This is a genomic window from Vibrio sp. 2CM40D (genome assembly GCF_023161825.1).
Classification (GTDB): Bacteria; Pseudomonadota; Gammaproteobacteria; order Enterobacterales; family Vibrionaceae; genus Vibrio; species Vibrio alginolyticus.
In genome coordinates, this window is the sequence record NZ_JALNTL010000002.1 from 292,380 (window position 1) to 309,009 (window position 16,630).

Below are 16,630 nucleotides of genomic sequence, written 5' to 3' on the forward strand. Positions count from 1 at the left end.
CGATATTATTGCCTCAACGAAAACGAACAAGTTCAACAGAATTGGTAATAGCGTTCTATAATAGAGGCGTTTTATCAAAACAAAACTTTGGAGAGCACTTATGGCAACCCCACACATTAACGCACAACCAGGTGATTTCGCTGAAACAGTTCTAATGCCAGGCGACCCGTTGCGCGCTAAATACATCGCTGAAACGTTCCTAGAAGATGTGAAACAAGTTTGTGACGTTCGCAACATGTTCGGCTTTACTGGCACTTACAAAGGCAAAAAAGTTTCTGTAATGGGCCACGGCATGGGTATCCCGTCTTGCTGTATCTACGTACACGAGCTAATCGCTGAATACGGCGTGAAAAACGTTATCCGTGTAGGTAGCTGTGGTGCAGTACGTGACGACGTGAAACTAATGGACGTTGTTATCGGTATGGGTGCTTCTACAGACTCTAAAGTTAACCGTATCCGTTTCAACAACCACGATTTCGCAGCAATCGCTGATTACGGTCTTCTAGAAGAAGCAGTTAACCAAGCGCGCGCTCAGGAAGTGCCTGTAAAAGTAGGTAACGTATTCTCTGCAGACCTGTTCTACACACCAGAAGCAGACATCTTCGAGAAGATGGAAAAACTAGGCATCCTAGGTGTAGACATGGAAGCGGCTGGTATCTACGGCGTAGCAGCTGACCTAGGCGCGAAAGCACTGACTATCCTGACAGTTTCTGACCACATCATCCGTGGTGAAAAACTAAGCTCAGAAGAGCGTCAGAAGTCGTTCAACGACATGATGAAAGTTGCACTAGAAACTGCAATCAACATCTAAGAACAAATAGTAAGTAATAATTTGCAGCCAGAGTTATGCTGGCTGCCCGAATTATCCCGAGGGGGCGATTGTGTCTAACGGCGAACTGCCAAAAGACGCAGATGGGTTACAACTCAACTTTTGTAAAACATTGGCGTGTGACAACTTTGGATTGAGTGATGCAAAGCGTTACGTTCTGCAACATGCGAACCCTAAGCGTCCGGCGATGGTATGCCGTGAATGTGGAGCTTTCCCCCCCTTACTTAATAATCGCGATGTCGTGAACGAACTTCATCGCCTGCGGCACGTCCACAGTGACGGGTTGCCTGCTTGCCGTAATGATGATTGCGACAACTTTGGACTTTCTGTCCACACTCACAAACACCTCTATCACGCTTTCGGTTACAGTGGCGATCGCCAACGTTACCGCTGTAAAGTGTGTCAAAGTACCTTTGTCGACAAGTGGTCTGGTGCCAACAAGAAGCTTCAATTTCAAGAGAACTTGATGGGCTTGTTGTTTACGGGATATTCCGTACGAGAAATCTGCCGTAAGCTTAGTATTAACCCAAAAACCTTTTACGACCATGTTGACCATATAGCTAGCCGCTGCCGCCGTAAGCTGGCAACCATTGATGCGCGCTGGGTAAACCACGCAACGCATTATGAATTGGCCTCAAACTATATTGCATTGCAACCGAACAGCAATAATGGTGTGTATTGGATTGTTTCTGGCGAAGCGCATTCTGGCTATATTCTTTGCCAGCACGTCAATTATTCCGCTGATGAAGAGCCAATCGCAACGCTCGATCATAATCCTTACGATGAGGTGTCTCGTTTTGTTTCCCAGGAGTACGTAGCGGAAGCAAGTGAGCCGCTTGCGGAACCTTCTCATCACCTCAGAGAGCGAATTGACCAAAAATACCAAACAATTTTGGCTCGCGGTAACGTAGAAGACCCTCTTGGTAATCTATCTGTATTTCATTACCCTTCAAAAGGGGCATTAGTCCGTCCACCATACACCTCATATGCACACTATTTGCACGTACTTGATATGTGCTGCCCAAACAAACGTGTATCTCTATACATGCCTCAAGATCCCCTACTACGTTCGGCTGCACTGAGCGTTTGTTTACCTCGCATTAAAGAGAAAAGTGTCGACTTGATGTACGTAGAAGAGGACGCTAGTTGGGACATGAGTACTCCCTTTGGCAAAGTCGATATCGCCTATATGAGTTGGTGGCGCGATCGTTGGGCAATCTCTAGTCAAAACGAAAACCACAAAGGCATTTGCTACCTCGCTGGCGATCAAAATGAGCCTGAAAAATGGTTTAACGTTGCGACAACTCGTCATGTGAAGTTTTATCAAAACCGCTTTCAGATCCTTTTCGAAAGCTTCATTAACGAGCCACGTCGCAAATTACGACCTGCTGGTATTTTACCTCTTTTAGATATATTCAGAGCTTGGCATAATTTGTGCTATCAGGATAAACAAGGTCTTACCGCTGCACAAAGGTTAGAAGTCTCTGATGCACCTTTGACAATCAAACAGCTCCTATCGTAGCTATTCTATTGGTAATTTAGATGTAGTAATTAGGGGTTGTAACGGTATACATTACGGCCCCTGATCGTTTACCAAAACGTTATCCGCATCGCTTTGGTAAAGAAACATGCATCTAACCACTTAATATTAGGTGTGATTTCCAGTTCGATAGTCATGGATGTGAACGTTGGATAAAAACCAAATTCAGCTAGAAGATGATCTCACTAAGCTTAAAGGCCAAATAAAATCGGCCCCTAAACATACCTTTAATATTGCGCAGCAATATCGTATCCGCGCGGAACAAATTTTATTTGTGGACGGAGAGATCAAAGCCTTACTCATCATGGCGCAATGCTGTTGGTGCCTAATGGATTACCGACAAGGCTTAAAACTCGTCAAAGACGCTTACAGCAAACAAACACAGCTTGAAACCGACGATAATCTCCCGGAAATTCTCCATCTTTTTGCACTCCAATATTGGGGCCAAGCAAAGTATTATTCCGCGCAACAATATTGGATTAATGCGCTCGAACAATCTGCTCTTGTTGATGATGTTGAAATTCAAATCGAATCTCTAATTGGGCTTGGTAATGTATGGCGCATCACTAATGAACACCAACTTGCCGCTTCAACTCATGAGTTAGCCGTTAAAGTGGCAAACAATGTTCGTATTGCTTGGTTAGAAGGCAAAGCGCGCATCCTATTAGCTTGGGACTATTACTTACTAAATAAGTTTGTCGAGATGCTTACGGTACTGGATGGAGCAACCGAAGTATTAAAAGATCATGATGACAGTACGTGGCAAGCCGAGATCTGGGACTTTAAAGGGTTAGCACTGCTTGGACTAGAACGCCTTGATGCGGCCGAAGAAGCCACCCAAAAAGCCCACCAGCTCGCCATTGAGCATGACCTCGTTTGGATGAAAGCACACTCTTTTATTAGCCGAGCAAGACTTGAGCTTTTGCGCCAAAATACAGACAGCGCTGCCAAGTTGCTACTTGCAGCAGAAGAGTCTGCACTCAGTTTCGACCACGGTGAGCTACTCAGCCAAATTTGCTTCCAACAATCACGAGTCGCTGAAGAACAAGGAGACTTTGAGTCTGCGTTTAACGCGTTCAAGAAATACCGTAAGCACGCACTCAAAATGCTCAAAGAACAAACTCACCGAATCAGCATGGATAAAGCAAGAGGCTCTAAACGCCAACTAGAGCAGCGAGCACGTAAGCTGATCAATCATATTCGCTCTCAACACGAATACGACCCTGAAAAACAGTTCTCTAATGTCGTTTCTGAGACCTACTGGTGGGAACAGTTAGTTTTGTTTAAAACGGAGCTCAAACGCTCTAACCACGCCATCATTATGATTCAGCATTCAAACCCCGAAGTTCTCGATGTTTGTACCGAGCTCGTTCATGCATTGACAACCTCCAGCGACCTCATCTCGAGAATTTCCAGTAACAGGCTAGCAATGTTAATTGCAGAAAAAGGTCAAGCAGCAGAAGAGGTCTACCGCACTGTCCAAGCGATGTTAGACATCTATCCATGGAAGCGACGCGGAATCAAAGGCCCTAAACCGATACTGTATTTGCAAGATATCCTGACCTTCCCATTCACGTTAGAACAGCTCGAAGAAAGTTATATTGAGGTAATGAAGAATGGAACAACTGCTTAGCAAGGTGACTGACGCAGGTATCGATCCTTCTTCCGTTTCAGGTGAAGAAGCGATTACGCTATGGGAACACATAGGGTTACATATTGCGTCAACAAACCGAGAGAAAGCGCATTGCTATATCATTAGCGCCGAGTATCGAAGAGAGATCAAACAGCTCAACGACAGCATTAGTGAATTGAAACAAGCGCTTGAGTTGCTTGTTTTACCAGAGGATGTAGAAGATATTCTTTCTGTGAAAGCAAGCTTGAGTGAGCGTTTAGTTGAAGTAGGTGACTACAATGCGGCATTAACCGAGTATGTTGCTTCAACCAATATCGCCGTCGAGTACGGCTATATTGATGAGTACGTATTGGCCATTATTGGAATGGGTAATTTGTGCGATGCCTATGGGGATCACCAACGTGCATTACGTTATTATCAAAAAATAGATGCTATCGATCACGCTATTGGCAGTCGATCCCTACGCCTTCGTTACAAGCTGTACATGCTTGCCTGTTATATCAGCTTGAACCGTACCGCAGACGCCAAAGAGCTATTGAGTGAATGTGAAGAACTGAGCATTCTCGTCAGTGATAAAAACCTCGCCGCACAAATTCACCTCTACCGAGCCAAATTACATCGTCTGCAAGAAGACTACCCCAGTGCGTTGCTGGCTATTTCGAATGTTCAGTATACAACGGGTAGTGCCACGACATACTGGTTATCTACGATGGTCAAAATTGAGACTGCGTATTGTCTAAACGGTGTAGGGCACACCTCTTTAGCTAATTTAACGTTGGACTCCATCAGTAAAAGGATTCAAAAGCAGCTATCTCCTATCGTTACTCAGCATTTTTATAACGCGATGAGTCAAGTTTACGCCTCTCAAGGGTTGTATCAAGAAGCATTAAATTGTGAAAAAAAAGCGCATAGAATCGAATCTGATCTTGTAAAACATATTCCGATCGGTGAGTTAGGGTCTGCTCAACTACGCCGACTTTCACGCTTTGAGTTACAACTCAAACTCATTTTGTCAGAGCTAGAAAACAAAGAACTAAAAGAAACCACCAAGCAGCATAAAAATACTGTTGCTCAGCTACAGCAGGACGTCTTTACCGATCCACTTACGTCTTTACACAACAGACGCTGGTTAGAAGTTAAACTAAAAGATCTACTTCTGCACGATACTGCATTTGCATTGATGGTCATCGATATCGATCACTTCAAATCCATCAATGACGAACTAAGCCACTTGGTGGGCGACAAAGCGATCAAAAGTGTGTCACAGGAACTGGCGTCCTACTTCAGATTTAAAGGCGCATCGTGCGTACGATTTGGTGGTGAAGAGTTCCTCGTGATCCTTGAGAATACCCAACTGGAACGCGCAGAAATGCATGCCGAGAATTATCGTGAACGGATTTATCAATATGGTTGGGACGATATTCTTGGTGAGCGGGGGCTGACCGTATCCATAGGGATTACCTTGCATCGAGAAGGCGAGAATACTCAGCGAACTTTTTATCGTGCAGACAAAGCTCTTTATCGCGCCAAAGCCAATGGCAGAAACCAAGTCTGTACCGAACTTTAAACCATGCCCCGGTTGACACCTGGGGCTTTAGTATACTTTTTACTTATCCTTCCTATATCACTTCACTGCTTGTTTAAATAAGTACTCAGCAACACCTTAACTGCCAATAAACATCAGTGGATACTTACATCGCATAAACATAATTCCTACATAAAAACCGCTTGATTCATCTGTAGTTAAGACAAATACTTAAATTGTTAATTTACGTAGATTTTCCATTTCGCAATACGCACAGGTAGGTAAGATGTTTCTAGACTATTTTGCACTTGGGTTACTCATCTTCGTTGCTTTAGTGATCTTTTACGGAATCATTGTCATCCATGATATTCCATATGAAATCGCCAAAGAGAGAGAGCACCCGCACCAAGACGCAATTCACTACGCTGGCTGGGTCAGCCTTTTCACTTTGCATGCGCTGTGGCCATTTTTATGGATCTGGGCAACATTATGGCGCAAGGAACGCGGCTGGGGTTTTAAACAACTAGAACAAGAAACACACGACATTCATCACCGCCTTGAAGAACTCATCGATGAAGTCAACGAACTCAAAAACGAAGTATCGATGTTGAAACAACAAAATATTCAGCAAAAGCCTTTGCCTGAACAAAGTAAAGAGGACGAATAATGGACTTATTGCTGATTCTGACTTACGCCGCTCTTTGTATTGCCATTTTTAAAATTTTCAATATTCCTCTAAACAAATGGACCGTTCCAACCGCCGTACTTGGCGGCGTAGTGTTAGTGGGCACACTCGTGCTGCTTATGAACTACAACCACCCATTTACTCAATTGGGTAACCAAGTGTTCCCGACTACGCCTATCGTCTCTGGCGTGCGTGGCCGCGTGGTGGAAGTGCCAGTCCAGGCCAACCAACCGCTCAAAACGGGCGATATTCTTTTCAAAATCGATCCTGTGCCTTTTGAAGCAGAAGTTGCTCGCCTGGAAGCGAAAGTCAAAGAAGCAAGCCAAGGTGCGTTGGGCTTAGAGTCTGATCTAAGAGAGGCAGAAGCTGCTGTATTGAAAGCGCAAGCGGACAGAGATAAAGCACAAAGGGAATTTAGCCGATATCAAAGGGGCTTTGATCGTGGCGCGTTTACTGAACAAGATTTGGATACTCGACGCCAAGCGTATAAAGCGGCAGAAGCCATGTTAGACGTTGCGATTTTGCAACAAGAACAAGCGCAAATCGCTCTGGACTCTGAAATCGGAGGCGAAAATACCCAAGTCGCGCAACTTCTTGCCGAGCTGCGTAAAGCAGAGTTTAACCTAGAGCAAACCGTCGTTCGTGCGCCAACCGATGGTTACGTTACGCAATTGGCTTTACGTCCTGGAGTGATGGCTGTGCCGTTGCCACTTGCCCCGGCAATGACCTTCGTACATACCGAAGACATTACGTACACCGCGGCATTCAGACAGAACTCATTACAACGCTTGAAGCCAGGCTTTGAAGCAGAATTTATGTTCCGCGCAATTCCGGGCAAAGTGTTCCGTGGCGAAGTCATTGACGTGATTCCAGCCATTGGTGAAAGCCAAATTCAAGCGCGAGGCGCTCTGCTTGGGACTGATGCCTTGCGCACGAGCGGACGTGTTTTTGCGAAGCTGAAAATTACCGACGACTTGAGTGGATACCACCTACCAATGGGTACTGCGGTTGAAGTTGCAGTTTATTCAGACAGCTTTACTCACGTATCAGTGATGCGCAAAGTGCTTATTCGTATGAAGAGCTGGCAGAACTATTTATACCTCGACCATTAATGAACATATAGCGCATTCATTTATTGGTAAAAATAACATCAAACCGTGTAATCAGGGGCTGACGATCAGCCCCTGATTCATTCTAGCCATCCAGATAGATAGCATTCCCACTTTTATTAATATTCTGTATAATGCGCGCCTTATTTTTAATGCTTGCTAAAACCAAAGCCAGTCAAAGGGATGCGTGAATCAAATCACACATTTCCTGAAGAAAAATAGAGCAAACAATAAGCAGCTTGGTTGTTTTGAATATATGTTACACAATCAAATAACTAACGCTTTCCAACAATATAAATGAACGTTCTTTAAAATCGACTATTGAACTGAGGTTATCTATGAATCTTTCCGCTAAAACTGTTGTGGTTATTGCAATCGGTGCTGCTCTTTACGGTATCGGCGGCTTACCTATGTTTGGCATCCCTGTGTTTGCAAACACAACGCTAAAACCAGCAATGGCAGTATTAGCATTGTTCTCAGTACTATTTGGACCACTTGTTGGCTTCTTGGTTGGTTTTATTGGTCACTGGGTTACTGACCTATTTGCAGGTTGGGGCGTATGGCTCACTTGGGTACTTGGTTCAGGTATTGTTGGTTTGATTATCGGTCTATTCCCTTCTCTAACGCGCTACCGTTTGGAGAAAGGTGATTTCAATATGAAAGACTTCGCGTTATTCGTAGTACTTGCGCTATTAGGCAACGTATTTGGTTACGGTTGCTCTGCATTCCTCGACACGATTTTATACGCAGAACCGTTCACTAAAGTGTTTACCCAGCTTTCTATTATCGCGATCGGTAACACCATTCTTATTGCTATTGTTGGCTTCTTCATTCTTAAGTCTGTCGCTAAACGTAACAAGCAAAGCCGTAACTTAACAGAGGCTTAATGTCGAATGACAATCGAATTTTCTAACTTCTCTTTTAGATATGAGTCGCTGGACAAACCGACGCTAAAAAATATCAATCTAAGGATAGAGAAAGGAGAGAAAATCGTCATTATCGGTCCAAGTGGTAGTGGTAAATCTACCCTTGGGCAATGTCTTAACGGACTGATCCCACACGCAATCAAAGGGGAAACCAGTGGAACATTGACCATCAATGGTCAAGACACCGCCCCTTTCGACATGCACCAATACACTGAGCAAGTTGGCACCGTACTGCAAGATACGGACAGCCAATTTGTCGGTTTGAGCATTGGCGAAGACATTGCATTTGCGCTGGAGAACCAGCTAACTTCAAATATCGACATGTACCCATTGGTCAAAGCCACGGCCAAAATGGTCGACTTGGAACAGATGCTAAAACGCTCACCCCACGATTTATCTGGCGGGCAGAAACAGCGTGTTTCTTTGGCGGGCATTCTCGTCGATGATGTCGATATCCTTTTGTTTGATGAACCACTAGCTGCGCTTGACCCTAAAACGGGTAAAAAAACCATCGAGATCATCGATGATCTACACCGCGAAACGGGCAAAACCATCGTAATCATTGAACATCGTCTTGAAGACGTTCTGCATTGCTCAGTTGACCGTATTATCTTGATGGAAAGTGGCAAAATCATTGCCGATACAACGCCAGATGAAATTTTAGCGTCGCCTTTGCTAGAAGATTACGGCATCCGCGAACCGCTTTATATTTCAGCACTGAAAGAAGCAGGCTGCGCGATTGAGGGCGATGCAAAACCTTCTAGCTTAACTACCTTACCGTTGGAGCAATATAAATCGGCAGTACAAGCATGGTTTGATGGTTCAACAGCACAACCGCCCAAAACGCCAGCCGAGACTTTGCTTGAAGTCCGTGGCCTCACCTATTCTTACGACGGTGAGAAAAACGCGTTAGAAGACGTGAGTTTTGACATCAAGCGTGGCGAGTTTGTCTCTGTACTTGGCAAAAATGGCTCGGGTAAATCGACCATCACCAAACTGATTATGGGCGTTATTGAAGCGGATAGCGGCTCAATGAGTATGAATGGTCAAGATCTTAACGAACTGACCATCTTCGAGCGCAGCCAGAAAGTGGGCGTGGTGATGCAAAACCCGAATCACATGATTTCCCATCACATGATTTTCGACGAAGTGGCCTTCGGCCTCCGTAATCGTGGCGTTGAAGAGAAACAAATCGAAGCTAAAGTACTTGAAGTCCTTGAGCTGTGCGGTTTGAGCAAATACCGCCACTGGCCAATCGAAGCATTGAGCTACGGCCAGAAAAAGCGCGTAACCATTGCGTCAATTTTGGTATTGGAACCAGAGCTTCTGATCCTTGATGAACCGACGGCAGGTCAGGACTATCGAAACTACACGTCTATGCTGAGTTTCATCGAAAAGCTCAATCGCGAGTTGGGCGTAACCGTGATGATCATCTCTCATGACATGCATTTAGTGCTGGAATACACCACGCGCTCTATCGTGATTGCAGACAGTAAATTAGTCGCGGATGCGCCAATGACGCAGGTATTCAGCAGTCCAGAGCTACTAGACCAAGCAAACCTCACCACAACAAGTCTGTTTGAGTTGGCTACGAAAGTTGGCATCGAAGACACCAATGGCTTTATGCAGCACTTTATCAATGTAGAAAAAGCGCACCGCCAACAAAAAAGCGACGACGTAAACCAACTAGAGAAAGCGGTGGCATGAAAGACAATAAGATGAAGTTTGGTATCAACTACATCGATACCCAATCACCACTTCATAAGTTGAATGGCATTACTAAGTTCTTGCTTTTCATTGCTTGGGTAACGGTGGTGTTGACCACATTTGACTTGCGAATCATCGCACTGTTGATCGTGCTTGGTTTAGGCTTACTGAAAATGACCAAAGTGCCCTTTCATGTCTACAAACCGCTGTCATTCGGTACAGGCACGGTATTACTGATCAATGCCCTGTTTATGTTCGCGTTAGCACCGCAACAAGGTACTGAATTCATGGGCTCATCAACGGTTTTACTCTCGTTACCCGGTAATTACTCGCTCACTCAAGAGACGTTGTTTTACCTAGTAACAGTGACGTTGAAATACTTCAGCATGTTTCCAATCGCGTTGGTGTTTGTATTTACCACTCACCCGACGGAGTTTTCAGCCAGCTTGAACCGCTTGGGTGTACCTTACAAAATCGCCTATGCCGTAAGCTTAACGCTGCGCTACTTGCCGGAAGTGAAAAAGGACTTTGTTAACATCATGCACGCGCAACAAGCACGCGGAGTAGAACTGAGCAAGAAGGCTCCGTTGTTCAATCGTATGAAGAACGTCGCGAAGATTCTTGGACCTCTGATTTTCTCTAGTTTAGACAGAGCCGATCAAATCTCAAACGCGATGACGCTACGTGGTTTTGGCCGCCACTCCTCTCGCACTTGGTACAGCTTAAAACCACTGACCAAAGCCGATATGATCTGCATGGCTGGGATTGCGGTGATAGTGATTGCTGCGATCAGCAAGCGTGTGATGGACACACAACTGTTCTGGTATCCGTTTTAAATTCTGAAGCTTCAAACTGAACATAACGTGGTTAGTGTTGTGACCACGTTATCTTCCGTCTTTCCCCTCGATAACTCGCCTGTTGGCTTCTTGCTTGCAAGTATTCAAAAGAAGCGGTAATTTCAGCGGCTCGCTGATGTGCCAGAAAGTTGCTTATTCAAACGACCAACATGAACTAAACTCATCAGTTTTATCAGGGGCTTAATAATCAACTGCGCACTGCCTACAATGAAAAGCCAAGTACCACTTTCAATCAACGAATCATTCAAAAAGAAAAAGCTACCAATTAAAAACCAAATAGCAATGAGTAGGTCGTTTGCAGCACCTAACGCCTCATAGCGGCGCTGAATAACGATGTGACGGCTTCCTAGATCTAAATCCAACTCTCTGCCATGTATCTGCACTGTATAGCTCCCCTCTTATTGTTTCGCGTCAGTTATGCCCAAGTTATTTCGAAATACTTAGTTCTAAACCCTAACGGACGTGGCATGCATTGACAACCATTGGAGGGATTATCTATTTGCAATAAAAAGAAAAGGGCGCATAAGCACCCTTTTTAGCGAGTCTAATTACAGGTATTCGCTTTAATGATTAGATAGTGAGTACCAACTTAACTCCACTTCAACAAGCGAGTTTCGTTGCCTTCTTCCGGCTTCGCTGGAATATTGAGTGACAACAGCAAGCTCACTGCTGCCATACCAGCGCCGATGTAAAATACGCTAGCAGGTGAAACCAGCCAAATCACACCAAACGTAACAGGTATTACAACCGCCGCAATATGGTTAATCGTAAACGCAACGCCCGCGGTCGACGCCATATCTGCTGGGTCGGCAATTTTCTGGAAGTAGGTTTTAATCGCAAGCGCTAACGCGAAAAATAGATGATCGACAACATACAATGCTGCCGCCCACTCAGCCGTTTGCACCAAACCGTACCCGACAAACACGAAGATCAAACCGACGTATTCAAACATCAACGCTTTGCGCTCACCTACAACGCCGATAAAACGGCCTATTCGCTTCGCAAACAAGAAGTTAAAGACATAGTTAATCAGGAACAGCAACGTAATATCTGCGGCGGAGTAACCAAACTTTTCTACCATCAAGAAACCAGCGAACACCGTAAAAATTTGACGGCGTGCTCCACTCATAAACGTAAGCGCATAGTATAACCAGTAACGTTTACGCAGGATGAGCTTCTTGTTCTGAGGCACTTTTGTCTTAAATTGTGGGAAGGCAAATGCCATCACCAAAATGAGCACAAAACCTAAACCACCAGCCATTAAATAGACCGTTTTAAAATCAAGTTTGAGCTGTTCGAGCGAAACCCAAATGGCGCCGTAGGTAAACAGAGAAGCCAAAGCTCCAACAGAAATAAACTTACCCAGCATTTCTGGCGCTTCTTCTTTAGATAGCCATTGTAAAGACAAAGACTGCTTGAGTGTTTCAAAGTAATGGAAGCCGGTGGACATTAACAAGGTTGTAAAAAGTAGACCGTACAAAGTGGGAAAATAACCTGTTAATGCCGTACCAAGCGTAAGCATCGCCAAAGATACGAGCATAAAGCGTTGCTCTCGGATAAACAGCAATACAAACACGGCGGTAAAGGCCAAAAAACCCGGAATTTCGCGCACACTTTGCAATAGGCCTATGTCGGCACCATCAAAGTTTGCTTTCTCTATAACAAAGTTGTTCAACAACGCCATCCAGGTAGAAAAAGCAATGGGCACGATAATGGAAATTAACAGGAGGAAATTTTGCGGCGTTCTCCAGCCGTGCGATGAGGTAGTCATGATGTTTCCTTTAAATATGAAGGCATCATCATAGCTTTAAATGTAACAAATTCGCAATATCATTATTATTTTCAACCCAGAGCAAGCTGATATGGCTGAGGAATATTGTTATGAAGATAAACATCGCACTCAATTCCTTGGCTAAGCGCGATGTTCAAGTATCAAAAGAACTAAAGCATGAGTAAATGTGCTCAGTGGCTTAATCAATGACTTTTACTGATAGGCGATTTTTAAATTCAAACACATGTTCTGGACACACATCCAAACAACGGCCACAGCTAATGCAGTTTTGATCCATAACTCGACGATCTCCCTCTTTCAAAGGCTGCCGAAGCACTTCTGGTTCTGGGCAAACGTAAAAGCAATCCATGCATTTGGTGCAATCTTCGCGCCGAACAGCAGTAACGCGCAACAGGCTTTTTCGGCCTATCACGCCATAGGTAGCCCCCAGTGGACATAAGTGCCCACACCACCCATGCTCAACCAAGAGTAAATCCAACACAAACACTAGGGCGATTAGCACCCAACCTGCGCCCATACCAAACACCAACCCGCGATGCAGTGCCGCAACTGGATCTAACCATGTCCAAAGAATCGCGCCAGATAGCGCACTGCCCAACATCAAAACAGGGATCAGCCAATAACGAATCATGGGAGACCAACGATAGCTCGCTTTAATGTTGAACTTTCGACGCAACCACGCCGCCAAGTCTGTCACGATGTTCAACGGGCACACCCAAGCACAAAATGCGCGCGGCGCCAAAATCGCGTAAAACACCACGACAATCACTACGCCTAACAACGCATTAAACTCCGGAACATGCCCTGTCGCCAAAGCTTGAAGCACGATTAACGGGTCACTTAACGGCACGGTATCGAGCAACATACTTGATGACAGATTACCAGTTAGAATTCCCAGCGTCGGCCCAGCCATAAATAGCGCAATGATGGTGAACTGACATAGCCGACGTAAAATCAAAAACCGATGCGCGCGCCACCAACCAAGCTTTTCAAGCGCTTCTTTGCCAGCATTTTGAGCTAAATTCTTTGCCATTACTTACCTCCTTTTAGCGATTCAAGCGCACCTTCCGGCACAGGCGTCTCACTAGGGAGGATATTTTCGAGTGGTTTGTCGAGCTCTTTCCAACCAAAATTGTAGTGGCTGCCCACTTTGCCTTTCGCCAAATCCGTCGGGACGACTTTAATAGCAGCGACATCCAACACGCACGCTTGTTCACACTTACCACATCCGGTACACACTTCGGAATTCACTGTAGGGATAAGTTTGGCGTGATAGCCAGTTCGATCGTTGTGAACCATCTCTAACGTGATGGCTTCATCAATCAGCGGACAAACGCGATAACAAACGTCGCATCGTAACCCTTGCCAGTTAAGGCAAGTTTCATGGTCAATAAGAACCGCTGTACCCATTCGAGCATCATCAATATCGGTTAGTTTCGGATCCAGCGCCCCACTCGGACAAGCGACAACACAAGGAGTGTCTTCGCACATTTCGCAGGGAATATCGCGTGCAGTAAAGTAAGGTGAGCCAGTCGCGACGGGTGAAAGTAATGTCGCAAGTTTCAAGGTATCGTAAGGACATGCCTGAACACACAAGCCACATCGAATACAAGCTGATTCGAAATCGCCTTCCGGCAGTGCACCAGGCGGACGAATAGGCACACCTTTGGTTTCTCGAGCTTGGCTTTGTAGCGATTGTAAGCCCAATACACACGCAGCTGCGCCAACACCAGCCGCAGTTCGAGCTGTATCACGCAAAAATCGGCGCCGACTTTGCGATATTTTAGACTGAGAGGATTTCATGCTATTTCCTCAACAAAACTCCCTTATCAAGTTAAGCATAAATAGCCCTAAACGTGTCGTTTCCCTATACCTCATAGGAGGTAACCCCATCCTCTATTGATTCAAGTCAACTGACGCACAGTGCCGTCGTCACAGTTTGACTAAATGCGTTTATTTACTGCGACATGAAATTCACCACGATACTCTGCAGTACGCGCCATTCTCAGTACAATAATTCAACACCTTTGCAATCTACTCGCTCAATTCGATGATAAATCACTACTAAAAATTCAAAAAATGACATCATAACAAGCTAATTTAAAAGGCATTTATCCATTAAACATAAAAAAACACTATCCAAATAAGAAAACTGTGGTTAGATTAAAAATTAAAACTAAAAAGCGAAGGAGAGAGGCATGGAAATTATCGTACGTCCAACGACCGTCGAAGACGCAGCGGCACTCGTAGAAATCTATTCACAACCAAAAGCACAACGTGAAACCCTGCAACTCCCAAAGCCTTCGCTCGCGATGTGGGTGGAAAGATTGTCAAACATACCTGATGGTGTTTATAGCTATGTCGCTGAAATTGATGGTAAAGTCGTCGGAAATATTGGCTTTCACCACTCTCTACGTCCAAGAACGATGCACACGGCATCGTTTGGCATCGGAGTACATGATAGTTTCCATGGACTCGGTATTGGTAGCAAATTGATAGAAACAGTCACTGAACTAGCAGATAACTGGTTAAATGTGAGAAGAATTCAGATAGAGGTCAATGCCGATAACGACGCCGCCATTGGGCTTTATAAAAAGCATGGATTTCAAATTGAAGGTGAAGCGATTGACGGTTCCTTCCGTGATGGTGAATTCATCAATACCTATTACATGGCGCGCATCAGACCAGGCCAAAGATAAAACAAAGCCTCCTACTAATTGGAGGCTTTTCTTTTTAAACTTCGACTCACTTTCGTAAGTAAGCCAACGCTCTGCGAGTCAATGCTTCTGTGTAGGGATTGATCTTCCAGTGGTCGGAACTCCAACCTTTCACAAATCGCTGAAAGTCTGCCCAAGCCACAGCAAACAAAGGACGCCATTCACGCTCGACTTCATTAGGGTCAAGATTCGGTTGATAGACCATTAGCGAGTATTGCAACTGAGCAAAATACGTATCCAAAACCCAAACTTCCATCTCTGCACAACGTTCTGGCTTAACGGCGCTACTCATAAACAGTGCCACATCTTTCATTGCACACCCACATCCAACGTATTGAAAGTCAACCGCAGCAACGCTTGATTCTTCTTCATCAAAACAGAAGTTCGCCAATTTGGCATCACCATGTACTAGTGTTTTAAACTTAGCTTGCGAGAGCGTTTGATCAATCAATTGAGCCGCATTTTGTAGCTCAGTGTCTTGCAATGCTTCAAGCTCGTCGGGTCTGGTTGCTAAGTGCCAGTATGTTCCGGTATGCCACAACTTATCCGAACGAACATCGATGTATCGCGCATGAAAGTTCGCCAACCAAGTGAGGCAGGCTTGTAGATGCTCTAGCTGTGCATCTGTGATGACTTTTGGAAAGCCCACCTCGGCGAGATCTTCCATCACAATGAGCCATTCATTCTCCGATTGGAACGTTTTTAGACCTTGTGGTACTCGGCAGCGAGTATCCACCCCTCCGGAAAAATACTCATACCAATTCACTTCCACCTGATAAGAATGCAACTTTCTTTGATGAGAACGGTCCGTATTCCAGCCTCTAGGATGCTCTGAAGGCTTAGGGAGTTTTACATGCTTAATGATCACCGAACCAGTAGAATAAGTAACTCGGACTAACTCCCCATAGCCTCCCCATAGCGATTGTATGACTTCTACAGAGCGGTAATTACCGAGATTGAGTTCCTGGCCAATAGTTTGGTAGCGTTGGTGGTTGTTACTCATCATGCGAGCAGATGTGACCACGTTTGGTTCTTCTCCATATAGTGAATAACATATGGGCAAACTGGTTTGATTTGATAACCGAGTGACTCAATTTCTGGCAACACCGCTTCCATCATCACTTTTCCGTACCCCTTACCTCGCAGTGCTTCAGGAACAACCGTTGATGTAATGTGCATGACATTACCCTTAAGCTGATAAATCACCTTGGCTTTATAACCCTGCTCTAAATCAACCCAGAATGTACTATTCGTGGTCTCATGAGTTACTTTATGCATATCTTGCTCTCTAATTTTTGTTACAGATTGAT

16 protein-coding genes are annotated in these 16,630 nt (G+C 44.9%); 10 read left to right on the forward strand and 6 right to left on the reverse strand.

Features of this window, described 5'->3' with window-relative positions; translation table 11 throughout:
- The first annotated feature begins 100 nt into the window (after positions 1-100).
- From deoD to MTF70_RS04730, 9 genes are all read left to right on the forward strand, one after another.
- Entirely contained in the window at positions 101-811 is a 711-nt protein-coding gene (deoD, locus tag MTF70_RS04690) for a purine-nucleoside phosphorylase (RefSeq protein ID WP_005375140.1), read from the forward strand.
- Positions 812-881: 70 nt separating this feature from the next.
- The gene (locus tag MTF70_RS04695) at positions 882-2,351 is read left to right on the forward strand and encodes a hypothetical protein (protein ID WP_005383936.1); all 1,470 of its coding nucleotides are present in this window, start codon (positions 882-884) and stop codon (positions 2,349-2,351) included.
- A 166-nt stretch (positions 2,352-2,517) separates the two neighbouring features.
- On the forward strand, positions 2,518-4,002 hold the full coding sequence (locus MTF70_RS04700) for a hypothetical protein (RefSeq protein ID WP_149191630.1): 1,485 nt from the start codon (positions 2,518-2,520) through the stop codon (positions 4,000-4,002).
- Positions 3,986-5,569, forward strand: coding sequence for a GGDEF domain-containing protein (locus MTF70_RS04705; protein WP_005375136.1), 1,584 nt, complete (start codon positions 3,986-3,988; stop codon positions 5,567-5,569). The genes MTF70_RS04700 and MTF70_RS04705 overlap by 17 nt, the downstream gene beginning before the upstream one ends.
- 244 nt (positions 5,570-5,813) lie before the next feature.
- Positions 5,814-6,194 carry a DUF3302 domain-containing protein gene (locus tag MTF70_RS04710; protein WP_042521635.1) on the forward strand — a complete coding sequence of 127 codons (381 nt, stop codon included), beginning with the start codon at positions 5,814-5,816 and terminating at the stop codon, positions 6,192-6,194.
- Positions 6,194-7,324 carry an HlyD family secretion protein gene (locus MTF70_RS04715; RefSeq protein WP_005375134.1) on the forward strand — a complete coding sequence of 377 codons (1,131 nt, stop codon included), beginning with the start codon at positions 6,194-6,196 and terminating at the stop codon, positions 7,322-7,324. The genes MTF70_RS04710 and MTF70_RS04715 overlap by 1 nt, the downstream gene beginning before the upstream one ends.
- A 335-nt stretch (positions 7,325-7,659) precedes the next feature.
- Positions 7,660-8,208 (forward strand): ECF-type riboflavin transporter substrate-binding protein, encoded by a 549-nt coding sequence (locus tag MTF70_RS04720; RefSeq protein ID WP_005375133.1) that lies wholly within the window; start codon positions 7,660-7,662, stop codon positions 8,206-8,208.
- Positions 8,209-8,214: 6 nt separating this feature from the next.
- Positions 8,215-9,954 (forward strand): DUF3744 domain-containing protein, encoded by a 1,740-nt coding sequence (locus tag MTF70_RS04725; protein ID WP_042521637.1) that lies wholly within the window; start codon positions 8,215-8,217, stop codon positions 9,952-9,954.
- Positions 9,951-10,790, forward strand: coding sequence for an energy-coupling factor transporter transmembrane component T (locus tag MTF70_RS04730; RefSeq protein ID WP_042521639.1), 840 nt, complete (start codon positions 9,951-9,953; stop codon positions 10,788-10,790). Before MTF70_RS04725 ends, MTF70_RS04730 begins: the two co-directional genes overlap by 4 nt.
- A gap of 122 nt (positions 10,791-10,912) precedes the next feature.
- On the opposite strand, the gene MTF70_RS04735 is transcribed toward MTF70_RS04730, so the two are convergent.
- The 4 genes from MTF70_RS04735 to napG form a co-directional block, all read right to left on the reverse strand.
- On the reverse strand, positions 10,913-11,194 hold the full coding sequence (locus tag MTF70_RS04735; protein ID WP_025768568.1) for a YrhK family protein: 282 nt from the start codon (positions 11,192-11,194) through the stop codon (positions 10,913-10,915).
- A gap of 206 nt (positions 11,195-11,400) precedes the next feature.
- Positions 11,401-12,582 carry an MFS transporter gene (locus tag MTF70_RS04740; protein WP_005375129.1) on the reverse strand — a complete coding sequence of 394 codons (1,182 nt, stop codon included), beginning with the start codon at positions 12,580-12,582 and terminating at the stop codon, positions 11,401-11,403.
- Positions 12,583-12,781: 199 nt separating this feature from the next.
- The gene (gene napH / locus MTF70_RS04745; RefSeq protein WP_047104522.1) at positions 12,782-13,636 is read right to left on the reverse strand and encodes a quinol dehydrogenase ferredoxin subunit NapH; all 855 of its coding nucleotides are present in this window, start codon (positions 13,634-13,636) and stop codon (positions 12,782-12,784) included.
- On the reverse strand, positions 13,636-14,406 hold the full coding sequence (gene napG, locus MTF70_RS04750) for a ferredoxin-type protein NapG (protein WP_042521643.1): 771 nt from the start codon (positions 14,404-14,406) through the stop codon (positions 13,636-13,638). Before napG ends, napH begins: the two co-directional genes overlap by 1 nt.
- A 395-nt stretch (positions 14,407-14,801) precedes the next feature.
- Between napG and MTF70_RS04755 the strand changes: the two genes are divergently transcribed.
- Positions 14,802-15,302 carry a GNAT family N-acetyltransferase gene (locus tag MTF70_RS04755; RefSeq protein ID WP_017820512.1) on the forward strand — a complete coding sequence of 167 codons (501 nt, stop codon included), beginning with the start codon at positions 14,802-14,804 and terminating at the stop codon, positions 15,300-15,302.
- Between the two features lie 46 nt (positions 15,303-15,348).
- On the opposite strand, the gene MTF70_RS04760 is transcribed toward MTF70_RS04755, so the two are convergent.
- Complete coding sequence (locus tag MTF70_RS04760; protein ID WP_155396143.1) at positions 15,349-16,326, reverse strand: phosphotransferase; 978 nt, start codon at positions 16,324-16,326, stop codon at positions 15,349-15,351.
- Positions 16,323-16,598 carry a GNAT family N-acetyltransferase gene (locus MTF70_RS04765; RefSeq protein WP_017635482.1) on the reverse strand — a complete coding sequence of 92 codons (276 nt, stop codon included), beginning with the start codon at positions 16,596-16,598 and terminating at the stop codon, positions 16,323-16,325. The genes MTF70_RS04760 and MTF70_RS04765 overlap by 4 nt, the downstream gene beginning before the upstream one ends.
- Positions 16,599-16,630: the final 32 nt, after the last annotated feature.

Excerpts from the sequence above, each read along its gene's own strand:
- MTF70_RS04725 (WP_042521637.1), top strand. The coding sequence starts at position 8,215 with ATGACAATCGAATTTTCTAACTTCTCTTTTAGATATGAGTCGCTGGAC.
- MTF70_RS04705 (WP_005375136.1), top strand. The coding sequence starts at position 3,986 with ATGGAACAACTGCTTAGCAAGGTGACTGACGCAGGTATCGATCCTTCT.
- MTF70_RS04720 (WP_005375133.1), top strand. The coding sequence starts at position 7,660 with ATGAATCTTTCCGCTAAAACTGTTGTGGTTATTGCAATCGGTGCTGCT.
- MTF70_RS04730 (WP_042521639.1), top strand. The coding sequence starts at position 9,951 with ATGAAAGACAATAAGATGAAGTTTGGTATCAACTACATCGATACCCAA.
- napG (WP_042521643.1), bottom strand. The coding sequence starts at position 14,406 with ATGAAATCCTCTCAGTCTAAAATATCGCAAAGTCGGCGCCGATTTTTG.
- MTF70_RS04715 (WP_005375134.1), top strand. The coding sequence starts at position 6,194 with ATGGACTTATTGCTGATTCTGACTTACGCCGCTCTTTGTATTGCCATT.
- MTF70_RS04755 (WP_017820512.1), top strand. The coding sequence starts at position 14,802 with ATGGAAATTATCGTACGTCCAACGACCGTCGAAGACGCAGCGGCACTC.
- MTF70_RS04710 (WP_042521635.1), top strand. The coding sequence starts at position 5,814 with ATGTTTCTAGACTATTTTGCACTTGGGTTACTCATCTTCGTTGCTTTA.
- deoD (WP_005375140.1), top strand. The coding sequence starts at position 101 with ATGGCAACCCCACACATTAACGCACAACCAGGTGATTTCGCTGAAACA.
- MTF70_RS04760 (WP_155396143.1), bottom strand. The coding sequence starts at position 16,326 with ATGATGAGTAACAACCACCAACGCTACCAAACTATTGGCCAGGAACTC.
- MTF70_RS04740 (WP_005375129.1), bottom strand. The coding sequence starts at position 12,582 with ATGACTACCTCATCGCACGGCTGGAGAACGCCGCAAAATTTCCTCCTG.
- napH (WP_047104522.1), bottom strand. The coding sequence starts at position 13,636 with ATGGCAAAGAATTTAGCTCAAAATGCTGGCAAAGAAGCGCTTGAAAAG.
- MTF70_RS04765 (WP_017635482.1), bottom strand. The coding sequence starts at position 16,598 with ATGCATAAAGTAACTCATGAGACCACGAATAGTACATTCTGGGTTGAT.